The sequence below is a fragment of the Flavobacterium luteum genome (assembly GCF_008806775.1).
GTDB lineage: Bacteria > Bacteroidota > Bacteroidia > Flavobacteriales > Flavobacteriaceae > Flavobacterium > Flavobacterium luteum.
Genome location: NZ_WAEM01000001.1, coordinates 749468 through 766508 on the forward strand (window position 1 = coordinate 749468; position 17041 = coordinate 766508).

Sequence of the window (17041 nt, forward strand, 5' to 3'; positions counted from 1 at the left end):
TTTAAGTGCTTTTTTTAGCATAGAATACATTTGAAATGAATTACTTAAAACTTATTCGATACCAAAACCTAATGATGTTAGCTTTAATGCAGCTTACATTTCGTTATGGATTTTTGAAACTACAAAATATAACCTTGGCTTTGGCTGATTGGCAATACCTGCTTCTTGTACTATCTACAGTTTGTATTGCGGCTGGAGGGTACATCATTAATAATATTTTTGACTTCAAAACTGATTCAGATAACAAACCACATGATGTTATTATAGGCAAATCTATCTCTGAAAGCTTGGCTTATAACCTATATTTTGGATTCACAGTTATAGGCGTAGGAATTGGATTTTATTTGTCAAATGTGATTCTAAAGCCAGGTTTTGCATCTATTTTTATCGTTATAGCTGCAACGCTTTATTTGTATGCAACTAGTTTAAAACAAAGCTTACTTATAGGTAATATTATAATTGCTTTATTGCTTGCATTTAGTATTATTATTATTGGAATTTTTGATTTATATCCCACAACTTACGAAGGAAATCGAGCGGTTATGGGTTTGATTTTTGGTATATTATTAGACTATGCAATTTTCGCTTTTATAATTAATTTCATTAGAGAGATTGTCAAAGATTTAGAAGATATTAATGGAGATTACAATCAAGAAATGAGTACGTTACCAATAATTTTAGGAGTAAAAAGAACGTCGCAATTAGTGTTTTTTGTAAGCTTTATTCCGTTGGGACTTATTCTCTACTATATGTACGCTTATTTATTTAATAACGGATTAGCTTTAAGTACGGTTTACGGACTGGCCTTCATTCTTTCTCCCCTAATTTATTTTACAATTAAAATAGCATCTGCAAAAAAACAAAGCGACTTCAAGCACTTAAGCTTAGTATTAAAATGGATTCTTTTTTTCGGAATATTTTCTATTGCAATAATATCATTTAATATGAAAAACAATGCTTAGAGAAAAACTAAAAAACCATAAAATAATTCTAGCTTCTGGTTCACCAAGAAGGCAACAGTTTTTTAAAGATTTAGATATTGATTTTGAAATTAGACTGAAAGAAATTGAAGAAATTTATCCTCCAAATCTTATAGAAGAAGACATTACCGATTATTTAGCAGTATTAAAAAGTGATGCTTTTGAAGGCGAATTGAACGAAAACGAAATTTTAATTACAAGTGATACAATAGTTTGGCATGATAATAAAGCATTAGGGAAACCAAAAGATTATGAAGATGCTTTTTTAATGTTACAATCATTATCTAACAAAACGCATAAGGTAATAACATCGGTTTGTTTTAAAACTAAGGTTAAAACTGAAGTGATTTCTGAAACCACCTTAGTAACTTTTCGTGAGTTAAGTAATGATCAAATTCAATATTATCTTGATAATTATAAGCCTTTTGATAAAGCAGGCAGTTATGGCATTCAAGAATGGATAGGATTTATTGGGGTTGCAAAAATTAACGGCTCATATCCTAACGTTATGGGATTGCCAATAGATAAAGTATATGACTATTTAAACCGTTTATAATATTATTAACTATGATTCATTAAAATTTTATATATAATTCTTGCAGTAAAAAATGATTCTTTTTGAATTTATTTGCATCTTAATATGTTTTATTTTACTTTTATAAAGACTATATTAGATAATCTTAATTTTAGTAACTATTTATAAATAAGATGTTTGAATCATTTTTTTGGAAGCAATTTTTTGTAAAAAAACAATTAAACTCTTAACGAAAACATGAAAAATCTAAAAATATTTTTACCTTTATTTTCTATTGTACTAATAAATAAAATTCAAGCGCAAAACAATGAAGATAAAGCGCAAAGCGAAGAGATAATTATTTATGAAGACGCCATTGATCGATCTACTTTAAAATTCGACAATGTTACTCAATGTCAAATTAGATACTATTATTATCCAAACATTGAAGCTTATTATGATATTTTAAAAGAAATTTACTACATCAAAGAAGATGGTAAATGGACTATCGTTGAGCAAATTCCTAGTAGTTTTAGAGGCTATTCAGTATACAATAATGCAAATGTTCCTATTGATGATTATGAAGACGACGCTATAACTGAAATGCTCCCTATTCATAAAAAAAGATTTGGTTACATTACCGCTAAAGATAAGGCAAAAAAAAATTAAGAAGATTCGAATAGGTTTAATATTTATTGACCTTAAAGACCTACAATTAATAAAATGTTAAAGTCCATTTAAATAAATCACAACGTTTTATATAATTACTACATTTGAAGCTATTGCAAATTTACCACTTTATGCAAAAGCATTCTTCTTTCTTAGCTCTTTTCTATTTTACATTCCAAATAATTGTTGCTCAACAACCAACAAAACCAAATGCAGTAGAAATTTACAATCAAATTCAAAAATTAAATTTTTTGGGTACGGTTTTGTATGTTGCTGCACATCCTGATGATGAAAACACCCGATTAATTTCCTACATGGCCAATGAAAAAAAGGCTCGAACAGGATATTTATCATTAACACGTGGCGATGGTGGACAAAACTTAATTGGTTCTGAACTCCGAGAATTACTTGGAGTCATTCGCACTCAAGAACTTATTGAAGCCAGAAAGATAGATGGCGGAGAACAATTTTTTTCTCGTGCTAATGATTTTGGCTATTCAAAAAATCCTGACGAAACCTTATCTATTTGGAATAAAGATGAAGTTTTGAGTGACATTATTTACATCATCAGAAAATTTCAGCCAGACATAATCATCAATAGATTTGATGCTCGTTCCCCAGGAACTACTCATGGTCATCATACTTCATCTGCAATGCTCAGTTTAGAAGCTTTTGATAAAGTAAATGATAAATCGTTCTATCCTAATCAGCTTGATTTAGTAGCAACTTGGCAACCCAAACGTATTTTTTTTAATACTTCATGGTGGTTTTATGGAAGCAAAGAAAAATTTGAAAAAGCCGATAAATCGAATTTAGTTCAATTCAAAATGGGCGTTTATTACCCATCCATTGGAAAATCCAATCAAGAGATTGCAGCTCTAAGCAGAAGCCGTCATCAATCTCAAGGCTTTGGTAGTACAGGGACTCGTGGAGAGGAAGACGAATATCTTGAATTATTAAAAGGAGATAGTACAAAAGATAAAACCAACATTTTTGAAGGTATTGATACTTCTTGGAACCGTGTTGATGGAGGAAAAGCAATTGGCGATTTATTGAACAATGTGGAGAAAAATTTCGATTTCAAAAATCCGTCTGCTAGTATTCCTGAATTGGTTAAAGCCTACTCCATGATTCAAACCCTAAATGAAAATCATTGGAAACCAATCAAATCTGAAGAAATTAAAAAAATAATTGCTGCTTGTGCAGGATTGTATCTTGAGGCAGTTGCTGAAAATCAAGAAGTTACTTTCGGAAATTCGTTAAAAGTAAAATTGGAAGCTATAAACCGCAGTGTAATTCCAATGCAATTGATAAGCTGGAAAACATTTCCAGAAGCAAATACTAATTTTCAAACAATTGAATTAAAGAATAACATTTCACAAATTCTGACTACAGAAATACCTATTCTACAAACTTTACAGCTTACGCAACCTTACTATCTAAAGGAAAAAGGAACTATTGGAATGTATCGTGTTGATGAACAAAAAAACATAGGAATTCCTGACAGTAGCAGAGAAATAAAAGTAACATTTACTATAAAAATTAATGGAGTGTTAATCCCTTTTGATAGAAATGTGATTTACAAATTAAACGATGATGTTAAAGGTGAAGTTTACAAGCCTTTAGATGTTGTGCCTGAAATATCCACTTCAATTCAAGACAAAGTTGTTATTTTTAATTCCGATAAATCAAAAAAAATAGCAATAAAAATTAAAGCTGGAAAAGAAAATATAAAAGGTGTTTTACAACTAGAATTACCTAATAATTGGGAAGTAAGTCCGATATCAATTCCGTTTTCATTAACCAAAAAAGGAGAAGAAAAAACTGTTTCTTTTGAAATTAACCCTCCAAAAAATGCCGATGAAGTAGTTGCAAAATGTATTGCAATTGTTGATGGAGTTCGTTATGACAAGGAGCAAATCAACATTAATTACGATCATATTTCAAAACAGCAAGTATTAAAATTTTCTGAAGCAAAACTCATTAAATTGAATATTAAAACTGGAAAAGAAAAAATTGTATACATCATGGGAGCTGGAGATGAAGTTCCTAAAAGTTTGCATCAAATGGGCTATGAGGTTACAGTAATGAAAGCTGACGAAATTTCTAAGGAAAATTTAATGCTTTTTGATGTTGTAATAACTGGAATTAGAGCTTACAACACCGTCCAAGCATTGGCTTTAAAGCAACAGACTTTATTCGATTTTGTTAAAGAAGGAAAAACTATGATTGTGCAATACAATACTTTAGACGATTTTGTTACACCTGATATCGCACCTTTTCCTCTAAAAATTTCCAGAGACAGAGTTACTGATGAAAATGCGAAAATAGAATTTTTAGCACCCAATCATCCCATTTTAAATTATCCGAATACAATTACCGCTGCAGATTTTGAAGGTTGGAAACAAGAACAAGGGCTGTATTATCCTAACGAATGGGACAAAGCCTTTACTCCTATTTTAGCGTCGAATGATAAAGGCGAAACCTCAAAAAAAGGGGCTTTACTTGTTGCTAAATATGGAAAAGGAAATTTTATTTACACCGGATTAAGCTTCTTTAGAGAGTTACCAGAAGGTGTTTCAGGTGCTTTTCGATTAATGGCAAATATGATTTCAATAAAATAATTTCAATTATGGATTCAGAAAAAGCAACTACTTGGAAAAAAAGTTATACTTGGGTATTAATTGCCAATGCCTTATATATTTTAATTTTCTTTTTATTAATGATACTATTCTCCTAAAATGCAACAACTCGATTGGATTGTACTTTCGGCAACCTTACTATTCATTGTAATTTACGGTGTTTGGAAAACCAAAGGAAGTAAAAATGTAGAAGACTACATTCTTGGAAACAACGAAACTCCATGGTATATAGTAGGTTTATCAGTTATGGCAACACAAGCCAGCGCGATAACATTTCTCTCCACTCCAGGTCAGGCATATCATGACGGAATGGGCTTTGTGCAGTTTTATTTTGGCTTACCAATTGCTATGGTCGTTATATGCGTAACATTTATTCCTATTTATCACAAACTTAAAGTTTTTACTGCTTACGAATACTTGGAGCAACGTTTTGACCTTAAAACACGTTCGTTAGCAGCCATTTTATTTCTTTTTCAAAGAGGATTAGGAACGGGATTAACCATATATGCTCCAGCAATTATTTTATCAGCTTTATTAGGTTGGAATCTTACTTTAATGAATATTGTTATTGGTGTACTAGTAATCATTTACACTTTTGCTGGCGGAACAAAAGCAGTCAACGTAACTCAAAAGCATCAAATGTTTGTGATTATGTCAGGCATGTTTATTACCTTTTTCTTGATATTGCATTTATTACCTAATGATATGACTTTTAGTAATGCTTTACACATTGCAGGTGCCAATCATAAAATGGATATTGTAGATTTTTCATTTGATCCTGAAACTCGTTACACTTTTTGGAGTGGAATTACTGGAGGTTTTTTTCTTGCTTTGTCCTATTTTGGAACCGATCAATCACAAGTAGGAAGATATTTGTCGGGAAAATCAATCAAGGAAAGCCAAATGGGATTAATCATGAATGGCTTTTTAAAAGTGCCTATGCAATTTTTTATTTTATTGATAGGCGTTATGGTATTCGTTTTTTTTCAATTCAATCCTGTTCCGTTAAATTTTAATCCAAATAATAAAATTATCGTTGAGAATTCTAAATACAAAGCCGATTATAATGCTTTAGAAACCAAGTTGGTTAAATTATCCGAAGAAAAAAAAGAAATTAATTTGATTTATATCGATCATTTGAATCAAAATTATGATAATCCGATTTTGAGAAAGGAATTAGTAGCCATTTCTAATAAAGAAAATGATTTACGGGACGAAGCCAGAGAAATTATCACACAAGCGGATCCAAAATCAGAGACCAACGATAAAGATTATGTATTTATTCATTTCATTTTAAACTACTTACCCAAAGGATTAATTGGATTATTATTGGCCGTAATTTTATCTGCAGCTATGTCATCAACAGCATCTGGTTTAAATGCACTGGCTTCTACAACAGCAATAGATATATATAAACGAAACGTAAAAGGAGAAAAAACCGAAAAACATTTTGTAAACGCTACTAAGTTTTTTACCATCTTATGGGGAATAATCGCAATACTTTTTGCTTGCGTCGGCACCTTATTTGAAAACTTAATTCAATTGGTAAACATTGTAGGTTCCATTTTTTACGGTACAGTATTAGGAATATTTTTAGTAGGTTTCTATATTAAATTTGTAAAAGCCAAAGCTATTTTTTGGGGGGCAGTTATCAGCCAATTATTAATTTTTTATATCTATTATTTGGAAGTAGTTAGTTTCTTGTGGTTGAATTTTATTGGTGCAATGTTTACCATTTTTCTATCGATCTCTATTCAGATGATAGTTGGAAATGATAAAGAAGCTTTTGATTAATTACATAAAAAAAACCGTAAACTCAATTTTATTTTGAGTTTACGGTTTTAAGGTATCTTCTAAAATTACTTTTTACTCCATTCCGCTATGCTCTCTTTATTCATTTTTACATAGTCAGCATTTTTTGCTTTTTCAGCTCCTGCCATAGATAATTTTGCTGTTTCGATAGCTCCTTTTTTATCATTTAATTTTCCCTGAATTAATGATTTTAATCTCAAGTGCCAAAACGGAACATCTTCTCCTGTTTTAACCATAGATAAAGCTTTATTTACATATTCTAATGCTTTATTTGTATCACCATTCGATTGAAATAAATATTGAGCTGATGAAAAATAATCACCAGATGTAGGCCCCGCTAATGCTTTTTCGATACTGGCCATTGCCATTTTCTGAGTTGGAACTTCAAATTTTACTGCTACCAAAGTTTTTTCCCAAGACAATTCAAGATGGGCAAAATTATTGTCTAAATTATTAATCGAAATCGTAAAACTCTCTACTGGTCTATTTAACATTTCAGATTTCGCAGTGGTTCGCAATGCAACTTTACTTTCGCTAAACTCATCTGGCGTTCCCCAATTGTCTGTTTCTGAATAAAAAACAATCTCCCAATTGTCAGCTTTCGGAGTGGTATATATTGCGTACTTTCCTTTTTTTAGTGTTTTTCCATCAATAACTACATCTTCACTGAACGAAATTGTGGTATTGGCATTCGCTCCTGTTCTCCATAACTTACCAAAAGGCACTAAATCTCCAAAAATAGTTCTCCCTTTAGCACTTGGTCTAGAATATTCTATAGTAACATCTGTTAAACCTACAACTTGTTCTAATTTTGATTTAGGACTAGGTGCTGGAGTTTTTACTTGTGCGTCTGTAACAAAATTAGCAATCATTATTGCCAACAAAACAATTATTTTTTTCATAATTAAATATTTAGTTAAGTATCAAAATTACAAATTCGTAACTGTATATGTGTTAATAATTCCTTAATTTGAATATTAATTTTGTTTAACATTTTTTAAATATTATAAAACAAAATAGTTATCTTTACAAAAAAAATATAATGAAGATTTATACTAAAAAAAGCAAACAAAATTTACCAATAACTATAGAAGAAGCTTGGGAATTTCTTTCTAACCCAAAAAACTTAAAAACTATTACACCGGAATATATGGGTTTTGTTATAGAGTCTGGAGCGGATAGGCCTATGTATCCCGGACAAATTATACAATATATTGTTACTCCAATCTTAGGAATAAAAACAAAATGGGTTACCGAAATTACTCATGTTCAAGACAAAAAATATTTTGTAGATGAGCAACGTTTTGGTCCTTATGCACTTTGGCATCACAAACATTTTATAAAGGAAATCCCCGGTGGTGTAGAAATGGAAGATATTATAGATTATAAAGTTCCAATGGGGATTTTAGGACAATTGGTTCATCCTTTTTTAGTAAAACCAAAATTGGATGAAATTTTCGATTACAGACATAAGAAATTAATTGAACTATTTGGCGAATTCAAATCATAACTATGAAATGAGCATAACCTAAAATTGGTCGCAATACACCAATCAAGATATGCGACCCGAGAGCTTTGCTCGAACAGGCGAAGCAATTACATATGACCATATAAAAACAATAAAAATCTACATATGAAAAATATACTATTAATTGGTGGTTCACAAGGAATTGGTCTTGCCATAGCAACAGCGTTAGAAAATAAAAATAATGTTTTTGTTGCTTCTAGAACTTCAGAAAATTTAGAACAGCTAAACGTCACTCATATTCCTTTTGATGCTTTGACTGATTCGATAGACAGTTCTTTATTGCCTGCTGTGATTGACGGATTGGTTTATTGCCCAGGAAGTATTAATTTAAGACCTTTCAGAGGATTAAAATTGGAAACTTTTGAAAGTGATATGAACATTAATTTCTTTAGTATGGTAAAAGTCATTCAATCTATTTTACCACAACTTTCTGCTTCCAATCAATCGAGTATTGTATTGTTTAGTAGTGTAGCGGCCTCAATGGGAATGCCTTTTCATACTAGTGTAGCTGCCGCAAAAGGAGCAATAGAAGGTTTTGCTAAAGCTTTGGCAGCTGAGTATGCTCCTAAAATTCGAGTAAATGTAATTGCGCCTTCATTAACCAATACACCATTAGCAGATAAATTTTTAAATAATGAAACCAAGCAAGAAAAATCAGCTGAAAGACATCCATTAAAACGATTTGGTCAACCTGAAGATTTAGCGCAAATGGCTAGCTTTCTTTTAAGTGAAAATTCATCTTGGATTTCAGGACAAATTATGCATGTAGATGGAGGAATGTCTACTTTATTAGTTAATGGATAATATTTTTTAAATGTATTCCATTTTAAGTAAAAGATAAAATATGAATGTATTCTGGTTTCGACGTGATTTAAGAATTGACGATAATAATGGCTTATACCAAGCTTTAACGAGTGGTAAAGATGTTCTTCCCATATTTATTTTTGACTCAGACATTCTTAAAGAACTTCCAAAAAACGATGCTCGTGTTACTTTTATTCATGAATTGTTGCAAAAAATTAATCTTCAGTTACAACAAATAGGCAAATCATTGGCTGTTTTTCATGGCAAACCAGAATTGATTTTTGAGCAGTTGGCTGAAGAAAATAAAATAGAAACTGTTTACACTAATCATGATTATGAGCCTTATGCCAGAAAACGTGATTTAGCTGTTTTTCAAGTTTTTAAAAAATACAAAATAGAATTTTTAACCTACAAAGATCAAGTTATTTTTGAAAAATCGGAAGTTACAAAAGAGGATGGATTGCCCTATGTAGTTTACACTCCATATTCTAATAAATGGAAAGAAAAATTCAAGCATATCACTTTAGAAAATTATAATTCAGAAGATTTTCTAGATAAAATTGCCACTCACAACTATCCTTTTTTGAGTATGGAAACTATAGGTTTTGAAACTTCTAAAATCAAAGTAACTCCCTATGATGTTTCTAGTAGCTTAATTCAAAATTATGAAGCAACACGAAATTTTCCATATCAAAATAAAACCTCATATTTAGGGGCGCATCTTCGTTTTGGGGCAGTTTCTATTCGGAAAATGGTAGGTAAAGCTATTCTGGAGCAAAATGAAACGTTCCTGAAAGAACTGATTTGGAGAGAATTTTTTATGCAAATATTGTGGCACTTCCCACATACAAAAAATGCAAGTTTCCGACCAAAATATGATGCTATACAGTGGAATAATAATGAAGAAGATTTTAAAAAATGGTGTGAAGGAAAAACGGGTTATCCTTTTGTAGATGCTGGCATGCGAGAGTTGAATGCTACAGGACACATGCACAATCGGGTTCGGATGATAGTGGCGAGTTTTTTATGCAAACATTTACTCATAGATTGGAGATGGGGCGAAACTTATTTTACCCAAAAACTACTCGATTACGAGCAAGCTAGTAATGTAGGAAACTGGCAATGGGCTGCAGGAAGTGGCGTTGATGCGGCTCCCTATTTCAGAATTTTTAATCCTACAGAGCAAATCAAAAAGTTTGACAAAGACCTAAAATACATCAAAAAATGGATTCCAGAACTTGAAACCTTTGATTATCCAAAACCTATAGTAGATCATAAAATGGCAAGAGAACGCTGTTTAAGGGTTTTTAAAGAAGCCGTTGGGTAAAGCTATTTTATACTCCTAATTTTCTCAAAATTCAATTCATCAAAATGCTGAATTACTTTATTTGCTAGTGAAAAATCTTGCATTTTAGAATTGACACTATTATAACCAATACAAAAAATTCCTGCAGCATTAGAGGCAATAATCCCATTGGTACTGTCTTCTATAACAATACAATTTTCTTTTGATGTTTTTGATAAAGAAACGGCATGTTCAAAAATAGCAGGATGCGGTTTCGATTTCGGAAAATCTTCACCAGAAACAATATGACTAAAATAAGAATGTAAATTAAATCGTGTAAAAACGCGATCAATAGTTACTTTTGATGCTGATGATGCCAGTATCAATTGCATACCGTTGTGAAATAAATCTTTAATTAATTTTTCAACACCATCTAACAGAATCAAATCTTCTTTTTTATCGAAAGCATCATTAAAAAGAGTTCGTTTTCTTAAAATCAAATCTTCTACATCATATTCTAAATCGAAAGTTTGTTTCAATTTCTGGAAAGTATTTCGAGTAGAATTTCCCATATAAGTTGTAAACAGTTCTTGAGAAACTTTAATATCTAGCTCTTCAAAATGTTGAAAATAGGCATAATGATGAACAGGTTCTGTATCAACAATAACGCCATCCATATCGAAAATTACAGTTTGTATCATTTGAAGTTAGGAGTTGGAAGTTTTGGTGTTTGGTTCGTTATTTTTAAGAAGATATCGTATAACCGTTTCGGCTGCATGTAATCCAAAAAGCCCTGGCATATAACTATTGGTTCCATAAAATGATTTTTTAAAATTAGAACCATCAGTCATTTTCAGGCTTGTTTCATCTTGAATTTCAGATGAATAGACTACTTTTAATTTATCAATTTTTACAGCTTTCAATTTCTTTTTCATGGCTTTCGCCAAAAAACAATTTACAGTACTATTAATATCGGCCACTTTTACTTTAGAAGCTTCCATCTTTCCTCCAGCACCCATACTGCTGATAATTTTTACTCTTTTTCGCTTAGCGGCAATAATCAAATTTAATTTAGGGGTTAAGCTATCAATGCAATCCAAAACATAATCATAGTCTTCAGTGACAATCTCAAAAGCGCGTTCTGGCGAAAGAAATTCTTTTACTTTTGTCAGTTGCAATTCTGGATTGATATCTAACAATCGATTACCAACAATATCAATTTTAGGCAAACCTACTGTTGAATGTAATGCGGGTAATTGCCTGTTAATGTTAGTTATATCAACAACATCTCCATCAACTATTGTCATTTTACCTACACCCGCTCGAGCAATAAATTCGGCTGCAAAAGAGCCTACTCCGCCAACTCCAACAATTAATACATTTGCCTTTTTTAAATTTTCTAAACCTTCTTTTTTAAATAAAAGTTCAGCTCTTTCTGTCCATGCTGCCATTTGTATATGCTATTATTTATGTTGTAAATACTTTTTGAAAATTATTTTCAATTATTAATTTTAATGCTGTTAAATCTAAATTTTTATATTTTGCTGCCAAAGCATATACTTCATAAATTCCGTCTTCAATAGTATCCGTTTCTAAAAAAAATCGATTATTGGGAATATTTTTAAAAACAGATTCTAGTTCAGGATTTTGCAATAAATATTTTCCAAACGACAAATAAAATCCATTTTCAATCAATTGTCTAGCAACTTGTTCATTTTTTGAAAATCCGTGAATAATCATTGGAACTGAAATTTGAAGTCTTTTTTTAACTTCAATTACTTCTTGAAAAGCAGCAACACAATGAATTACGACTGGCTTTTTATATTTTTCGGCTAAAAGCAATTGCTTTTCAAAAATAGTAATCTGTAAGTCTAACGAAGTTTCAATACGTTTATCTAATCCACATTCTCCAACTGCCAAACAATTTATAGTTTGAAGTTTACTTTCAATAATCTTTAATTCGGCTTCTACCCTATTTTCTTCAATTTTCCATGGATGAATACCTATGGAATAGTAAGGGATTTTTTTATCAAACTCATTTGGATATTGATTGACTAATTCTAAAATATCCTTAGAATTAGTGTAATTATGAGTGTGTAAATTAAAGAATTCCATTTTGCAAAAATAGTTTAAAAGTTGTAAAGTCACAAAGCATTAAAGACACAAAGTTTTTTACCTTTGCTACTCTTAAATAGTAGTATGCTCAAAACTGGTTTGCAACGTTATATTGATAATTATAAGGGATTTTCTAGAGAGATTTGGATTCTTGCCATAATAACCTTTATCAATCGTGCAGGAACGATGGTTTTACCTTTTTTGACCAAATATTTAAAGGAAGATTTGGGTTTTTCTTATAATGAAGTGGGTTGGATTATGGTTTGTTTTGGTCTCGGATCGATGTTGGGTTCTTGGTTAGGCGGAAAATTATCCGACAAAATTGGATTCTATAAAGTCATGGTTTTTAGTTTGTTTTCAAGCGGAATACTATTTTTTATTTTACAATTCATCACTTCATTTTGGGGCTTGTGCTTTAGTGTTTTTGCAATTATGACTATTGCGGACATGTTTAGACCCGCCATGTTTGTATCATTGGGTGTTTATGCAAAACCTGAAAATCGAACAAGAGCTTTAACATTAGTTCGATTGGCTGTAAATCTTGGTTTTGCTGCTGGTCCTGCTTTAGGAGGATTAATTATTATGGGAATTGGCTACAAAGGTTTGTTTTGGACTGATAGTTTAACTTGTATTATTGCGATTCTAATTTTTGCATTATTAGTAAAAGAAAAGAAAAAAACGCCAACAATTGTTCATGATTCAAATTCCGTTCAAGTATTATCCGTATTTAAAGATAAAATATTTTGGCTTTTTCTATTTGTTTGTTTCCTTACTGCAGTACTTTTTTTTCAAATATTTACAACTTTACCTTTGTATCATCATGAAATGTATGGATTAACAGAGTTTCAAAGCGGTCTTTTATTGACGCTAAACGGATTACTCATTTTCTTTTTAGAAATGCCAATAGTAAGTGCCTTTGAAAGAAATAAAATTAGTAAAACTAAAATTATGCTATGGGGTTCATTACTTATGGCTATGAGTTTTTACTTATTAATGATAATAGGTTGGGCTGGTATTTTTATTTTCAGCATTATTTTTATCACTTTTGGCGAAATGTTTATTTTTCCTTTTTCGAATTCTTTTGCTTTAAGTCGTGCTCCAAAAGGTCACGAAGGACGCTATATGGCTTTGTTTACAATGAGTTTTAGTTTGGCACACATTGCCAGTTCTAAAACAGGAATGGAAGTAATCGACCGCTATGGCTATCAAACAAACTGGATCTTGATGGGAACTCTAGGGATTATTGCTGTAATTAGCTGTTTTAGATTACTTTATTTGCTAAAAATAGAAAACAAAGTTTAATTTCATTTGTTCCTAGTTTTAATTGAATTTGAAATAAATAGCAATCTTTTATGTTTTTCAGTTACTTTGTATTTAAAGAATTTTTACAATGAATATTAAACTTATTACTATTGGCAAAACTGATAATAAAAATTTACAATCTCTTATTGAGGAATATCAAAAAAGATTGTCTTTTTACATCAAATTCGATTTAGAAATTATTCCTGATATAAAAAATGTAAAAAACTTGTCAGAAAGCCAGCAAAAAGAAAAAGAAGGCGAATTGATTTTGGCAAAAATCACACCAACAGACCAATTAATTCTATTGGACGAAAACGGAAAAACATTTTCTAGCATAGCGTTTTCAGAAGAATTACAAAAGAAAATGAATGCAGGAATCAAAACCTTAGTTTTTGTAATTGGTGGTCCTTACGGATTTTCAGAAACCCTTTATAGTAAAGCAAATGGAAAAATCTCGTTATCCTTAATGACCTTTTCCCACCAAATGGTGCGTTTGTTTTTTATTGAGCAATTGTATCGCAGCTTTACTATTTTAAAAAACGAACCGTATCATCATCAATAAAATATTTAATGCAAATTTTGCATTAATTTGACACATTCTACAGCCTCTTTTACATCATGAACCCTAAGAATTTTTGCTCCTTTCATTAATGCAATTGTATTTAAAATAGTTGTTCCGTTTAAAGCATCATTAGGATTAGAATTCAATACTTTATAAATCATAGATTTTCGAGAAATACCTACTAAAATGGGTAATTCTAACATTTGAAACAATTCAATATTTTGCAATACTTCATAATTTTGTTCTAACGTTTTTGCAAATCCAAATCCTGGATCTAGAATCAAATCAGTAATTCCTAAGCTTGTTGCTTTCGCTACTTTTTCAGAAAAATAGAAAATCATTTCCTTAACTATATTGTCATAATTGGTTAGCGATTGCATCGTTTGCGGCGTGCCACGCATATGCATCATTACATAAGGCACTTTATATTTTGCTATGATTTGAAACATATTTTCATCTAAACTTCCGGCCGAAATATCATTAATCATAGCTACCCCATTTTCAACACAAACTTTAGCAACTTCACTTCGAAAAGTATCGACGGAGAGTATTGTTTCGGGAAACTGTTTTAAAATAGATTGTATTACTGGAAGTATTCTTTCTAATTCTTCTTTTTCTGAAACAAACTCGGCTTTAGGTTTGCTAGAGTAGGCTCCAATATCAATAAACGTAGCTCCTTCTCGAAGCATATTTTCAACTTGATTTAAAATCTCTTTATCACTTTTATGTTTTCCACCATCAAAAAAAGAATTTGGAGTAACATTTAAAATACCCATCACTTTTGGTGTTGTTAAATCGATGAGATTTCCTTTACAGTTTATGGTCATTTTATATGTTTTAATTTTTTGAGTCGAGGTAAATAAATTTGAAAACACATGATTCGAAAAAATATACTATTTTTGACCCGAAGCCTTTAGGCTGAATCGTGGGAAGCAAAAAAATTGAATACAAATATACATCAATAATGAAGAATACATCACAAGAATACGATTCGGTAATAGAAATTTGTCGAACCCTCTTTATCAATAAAATGAAAGATTACGGCAGTGCATGGCGTATTTTAAGATTACCATCTTTAACCGATCAGATATTCATAAAAGCGCAAAGAATTAGAAGTTTGCAAGAAAATGATATTAGAAAAGTTGACGAAGATGAAACTGGAGAATTTATTGGAATCATTAATTATTCCATAATGGCTTTGATACAGTTAGAGCTTGGTGTTGTAGATCAACCTGATTTGGATGTTGAAAAAGCAACCGAATTATATGATGCCAAAATAAGAATCACGAAGGAACTTATGGAAGCTAAAAATCACGATTATGGTGAGGCTTGGCGTGAAATGCGAGTGAGTTCATTAACCGATTTAATTTTGCAAAAACTACTTCGTGTAAAGCAAATTGAAGACAACAAAGGTAAAACATTAGTTTCTGAAGGAATTGACGCCAATTATCAAGATATGATTAATTATGCCGTTTTTGCTTTAATTTTAATGCGATTTTCATCAAAAAATTAATTTTGGTATTTCTTTTTTAAATAATCTTGTTTATATTTACTTTTTATAAATCAAATGATGAAAAAAAATATTGTTCAGTTTTCACGAATTTTTGTTGGAATCTTATTTATTATTTCCGGATTAATAAAGCTTAATGACCCTATAGGATTTTCATATAAACTAGGAGAATATTTTGGGGAAACCGTTCTAAATCTTCCTTTTTTAGTCCCTTACTCTTTAGCAATTGCAGTTTTTATAGTTATTTTCGAAACAGTCTTAGGGTTTATGTTACTCATTGGCTACAAATCTAAATTTACGCTTTGGAACTTATTGTTAATGATTGTTTTCTTTACTTTTCTAACATTTTACTCCGCTTATTTTAACAAAGTAACCGATTGTGGTTGTTTTGGTGATGCCTTAAAACTAACCCCTTGGCAATCTTTTACAAAAGATATTGTGTTGTTGTTTTTTATTATGATTTTGTTTTTCAATAAAAAAGTAATCAAACCCATATTCTCAAATCAATTTACAAATGTTCTTTTTATTTTAAGTATCGTTTTATGCGCGTTTATGGGCTATTGGGTATTAAATCATTTACCGCTAAAAGATTTTAGAGCATACAAAGTAGGAACAAATATCATTAAAGGAATGGAAATACCTGACAACGCTCCTAAAAGTGTCGTTGAAATGGTATTTATTTATAACCTAAATGGGGTAAATAAAGAATTTACCGAAAAAGATTTGATGTCTATTCCAGAAGGTGCAACATTTGTAGACCGAAAAGATAATATAATTTCAACAGGTTACATACCTCCTATTCATGATTTTGCCATGGAAAAAGACGGTTCTGATTATAAAGACGAACTATTAAAAGAACCTAAATTAATGCTTTTTGTAACTTATGATTTAATTAAATCGGATAAAAAAGGCTTAGAAAAATTGGAGCAATTAAATCTTTTAGCAAAATCTAAAGGCTATAAAGTTGTTGGAATGACCGCTTCATCTCCAGAAGAAATTACAAGTGTAAAAAAAGTGTATGGATATACTTTTGACTTTTATTTCTGCGATGCAACTACTTTAAAAACAATTGAAAGGGCAAATCCAAGTATTATTGTAATAGAAAATGCCGTCATAAAACAAAAAGTGCATTATAATGACATCAATGATTTAAAATTATAGTTTATATTAATTGTTATAAGACTATGGGTATTTCTAAAAGCAGAAGAATAAAAAGAAATCTAAATATTAAGATAATACTATCTTGTATTGTCTTTTTTGTTTTGGGATACTATCTTTTAAATTATGTATCTACTAAGGAAAACCCTCTTCTAGGAAA

17 protein-coding genes are annotated in these 17041 nt (G+C 30.7%); 12 read left to right on the forward strand and 5 right to left on the reverse strand.

Annotated elements, in window-relative coordinates:
- The first annotated feature begins 35 nt into the window (after positions 1-35).
- The 5 genes from F6464_RS03390 to F6464_RS03410 all read left to right on the forward strand — a co-directional run bounded on the left by F6464_RS03390 (position 36) and on the right by F6464_RS03410 (position 6599).
- On the forward strand, positions 36-962 hold the full coding sequence (locus F6464_RS03390; protein ID WP_151106331.1) for a geranylgeranylglycerol-phosphate geranylgeranyltransferase: 927 nt from the start codon (positions 36-38) through the stop codon (positions 960-962).
- A complete protein-coding gene (locus tag F6464_RS03395; protein ID WP_151106332.1) occupies positions 955-1536 on the forward strand; it encodes a Maf-like protein in 582 nt (193 codons plus the stop codon). The genes F6464_RS03390 and F6464_RS03395 overlap by 8 nt, the downstream gene beginning before the upstream one ends.
- A gap of 216 nt (positions 1537-1752) precedes the next feature.
- On the forward strand, positions 1753-2163 hold the full coding sequence (locus tag F6464_RS03400; RefSeq protein WP_151106333.1) for a hypothetical protein: 411 nt from the start codon (positions 1753-1755) through the stop codon (positions 2161-2163).
- 131 nt (positions 2164-2294) lie between these two features.
- Positions 2295-4787: a PIG-L family deacetylase gene (locus F6464_RS03405; protein ID WP_151106334.1), complete on the forward strand. Its 2493-nt coding sequence runs from the start codon at positions 2295-2297 to the stop codon at positions 4785-4787.
- Positions 4788-4904: 117 nt separating this feature from the next.
- Complete coding sequence (locus tag F6464_RS03410) at positions 4905-6599, forward strand: sodium:solute symporter (protein WP_151106335.1); 1695 nt, start codon at positions 4905-4907, stop codon at positions 6597-6599.
- Positions 6600-6664: 65 nt separating this feature from the next.
- Here the strand turns inward: F6464_RS03410 and F6464_RS03415 are convergent, their stop codons facing one another.
- Complete coding sequence (locus tag F6464_RS03415) at positions 6665-7519, reverse strand: DUF2911 domain-containing protein (protein WP_151106336.1); 855 nt, start codon at positions 7517-7519, stop codon at positions 6665-6667.
- Positions 7520-7659: 140 nt separating this feature from the next.
- On the opposite strand from F6464_RS03415, the gene F6464_RS03420 reads away from it, so the two are divergent.
- From F6464_RS03420 to F6464_RS03430, 3 genes are all read left to right on the forward strand, one after another.
- On the forward strand, positions 7660-8127 hold the full coding sequence (locus F6464_RS03420; protein ID WP_151106337.1) for an SRPBCC family protein: 468 nt from the start codon (positions 7660-7662) through the stop codon (positions 8125-8127).
- A gap of 123 nt (positions 8128-8250) precedes the next feature.
- Positions 8251-8949, forward strand: a complete 699-nt coding sequence (locus F6464_RS03425) for an SDR family NAD(P)-dependent oxidoreductase (protein ID WP_151106338.1) — start codon at positions 8251-8253, stop codon at positions 8947-8949.
- 40 nt (positions 8950-8989) lie between these two features.
- Positions 8990-10276, forward strand: coding sequence for a cryptochrome/photolyase family protein (locus F6464_RS03430; protein ID WP_151106339.1), 1287 nt, complete (start codon positions 8990-8992; stop codon positions 10274-10276).
- Positions 10277-10278: 2 nt separating this feature from the next.
- Here the strand turns inward: F6464_RS03430 and F6464_RS03435 are convergent, their stop codons facing one another.
- From F6464_RS03435 to F6464_RS03445, 3 genes are read right to left on the reverse strand one after another with little or no spacing between them, the layout of a single operon-like run.
- The gene (locus F6464_RS03435; protein ID WP_151106340.1) at positions 10279-10935 is read right to left on the reverse strand and encodes an HAD family hydrolase; all 657 of its coding nucleotides are present in this window, start codon (positions 10933-10935) and stop codon (positions 10279-10281) included.
- Between the two features lie 6 nt (positions 10936-10941).
- Complete coding sequence (locus tag F6464_RS03440) at positions 10942-11685, reverse strand: tRNA threonylcarbamoyladenosine dehydratase (RefSeq protein WP_151106341.1); 744 nt, start codon at positions 11683-11685, stop codon at positions 10942-10944.
- 16 nt (positions 11686-11701) lie between these two features.
- Positions 11702-12349, reverse strand: coding sequence for a TatD family hydrolase (locus F6464_RS03445; protein WP_151106342.1), 648 nt, complete (start codon positions 12347-12349; stop codon positions 11702-11704).
- Between the two features lie 84 nt (positions 12350-12433).
- Here F6464_RS03445 and F6464_RS03450 point away from each other — a divergent pair, with 84 nt between their 5' ends.
- Both F6464_RS03450 and rlmH read left to right on the forward strand, forming a co-directional pair.
- The gene (locus tag F6464_RS03450) at positions 12434-13651 is read left to right on the forward strand and encodes an MFS transporter (protein ID WP_151106343.1); all 1218 of its coding nucleotides are present in this window, start codon (positions 12434-12436) and stop codon (positions 13649-13651) included.
- Positions 13652-13739: 88 nt separating this feature from the next.
- Positions 13740-14213: a 23S rRNA (pseudouridine(1915)-N(3))-methyltransferase RlmH gene (gene rlmH / locus F6464_RS03455; RefSeq protein WP_151106344.1), complete on the forward strand. Its 474-nt coding sequence runs from the start codon at positions 13740-13742 to the stop codon at positions 14211-14213.
- 5 nt (positions 14214-14218) lie between these two features.
- On the opposite strand, the gene folP is transcribed toward rlmH, so the two are convergent.
- On the reverse strand, positions 14219-15040 hold the full coding sequence (folP, locus tag F6464_RS03460) for a dihydropteroate synthase (protein WP_151106345.1): 822 nt from the start codon (positions 15038-15040) through the stop codon (positions 14219-14221).
- 137 nt (positions 15041-15177) lie between these two features.
- On the opposite strand from folP, the gene F6464_RS03465 reads away from it, so the two are divergent.
- Both F6464_RS03465 and F6464_RS03470 read left to right on the forward strand, forming a co-directional pair.
- Entirely contained in the window at positions 15178-15726 is a 549-nt protein-coding gene (locus tag F6464_RS03465; RefSeq protein WP_151106346.1) for a DUF1599 domain-containing protein, read from the forward strand.
- A 57-nt stretch (positions 15727-15783) separates the two neighbouring features.
- Positions 15784-16884: a BT_3928 family protein gene (locus tag F6464_RS03470; protein WP_151106491.1), complete on the forward strand. Its 1101-nt coding sequence runs from the start codon at positions 15784-15786 to the stop codon at positions 16882-16884.
- Positions 16885-17041: the final 157 nt, after the last annotated feature.

Excerpts from the sequence above, each read along its gene's own strand:
- F6464_RS03390 (WP_151106331.1), top strand. The coding sequence starts at position 36 with ATGAATTACTTAAAACTTATTCGATACCAAAACCTAATGATGTTAGCT.
- F6464_RS03395 (WP_151106332.1), top strand. The coding sequence starts at position 955 with ATGCTTAGAGAAAAACTAAAAAACCATAAAATAATTCTAGCTTCTGGT.
- F6464_RS03400 (WP_151106333.1), top strand. The coding sequence starts at position 1,753 with ATGAAAAATCTAAAAATATTTTTACCTTTATTTTCTATTGTACTAATA.
- F6464_RS03405 (WP_151106334.1), top strand. The coding sequence starts at position 2,295 with ATGCAAAAGCATTCTTCTTTCTTAGCTCTTTTCTATTTTACATTCCAA.
- F6464_RS03410 (WP_151106335.1), top strand. The coding sequence starts at position 4,905 with ATGCAACAACTCGATTGGATTGTACTTTCGGCAACCTTACTATTCATT.
- F6464_RS03415 (WP_151106336.1), bottom strand. The coding sequence starts at position 7,519 with ATGAAAAAAATAATTGTTTTGTTGGCAATAATGATTGCTAATTTTGTT.
- F6464_RS03420 (WP_151106337.1), top strand. The coding sequence starts at position 7,660 with ATGAAGATTTATACTAAAAAAAGCAAACAAAATTTACCAATAACTATA.
- F6464_RS03425 (WP_151106338.1), top strand. The coding sequence starts at position 8,251 with ATGAAAAATATACTATTAATTGGTGGTTCACAAGGAATTGGTCTTGCC.
- F6464_RS03430 (WP_151106339.1), top strand. The coding sequence starts at position 8,990 with ATGAATGTATTCTGGTTTCGACGTGATTTAAGAATTGACGATAATAAT.
- F6464_RS03435 (WP_151106340.1), bottom strand. The coding sequence starts at position 10,935 with ATGATACAAACTGTAATTTTCGATATGGATGGCGTTATTGTTGATACA.
- F6464_RS03440 (WP_151106341.1), bottom strand. The coding sequence starts at position 11,685 with ATGGCAGCATGGACAGAAAGAGCTGAACTTTTATTTAAAAAAGAAGGT.
- F6464_RS03445 (WP_151106342.1), bottom strand. The coding sequence starts at position 12,349 with ATGGAATTCTTTAATTTACACACTCATAATTACACTAATTCTAAGGAT.
- F6464_RS03450 (WP_151106343.1), top strand. The coding sequence starts at position 12,434 with ATGCTCAAAACTGGTTTGCAACGTTATATTGATAATTATAAGGGATTT.
- rlmH (WP_151106344.1), top strand. The coding sequence starts at position 13,740 with ATGAATATTAAACTTATTACTATTGGCAAAACTGATAATAAAAATTTA.
- folP (WP_151106345.1), bottom strand. The coding sequence starts at position 15,040 with ATGACCATAAACTGTAAAGGAAATCTCATCGATTTAACAACACCAAAA.
- F6464_RS03465 (WP_151106346.1), top strand. The coding sequence starts at position 15,178 with ATGAAGAATACATCACAAGAATACGATTCGGTAATAGAAATTTGTCGA.
- F6464_RS03470 (WP_151106491.1), top strand. The coding sequence starts at position 15,784 with ATGAAAAAAAATATTGTTCAGTTTTCACGAATTTTTGTTGGAATCTTA.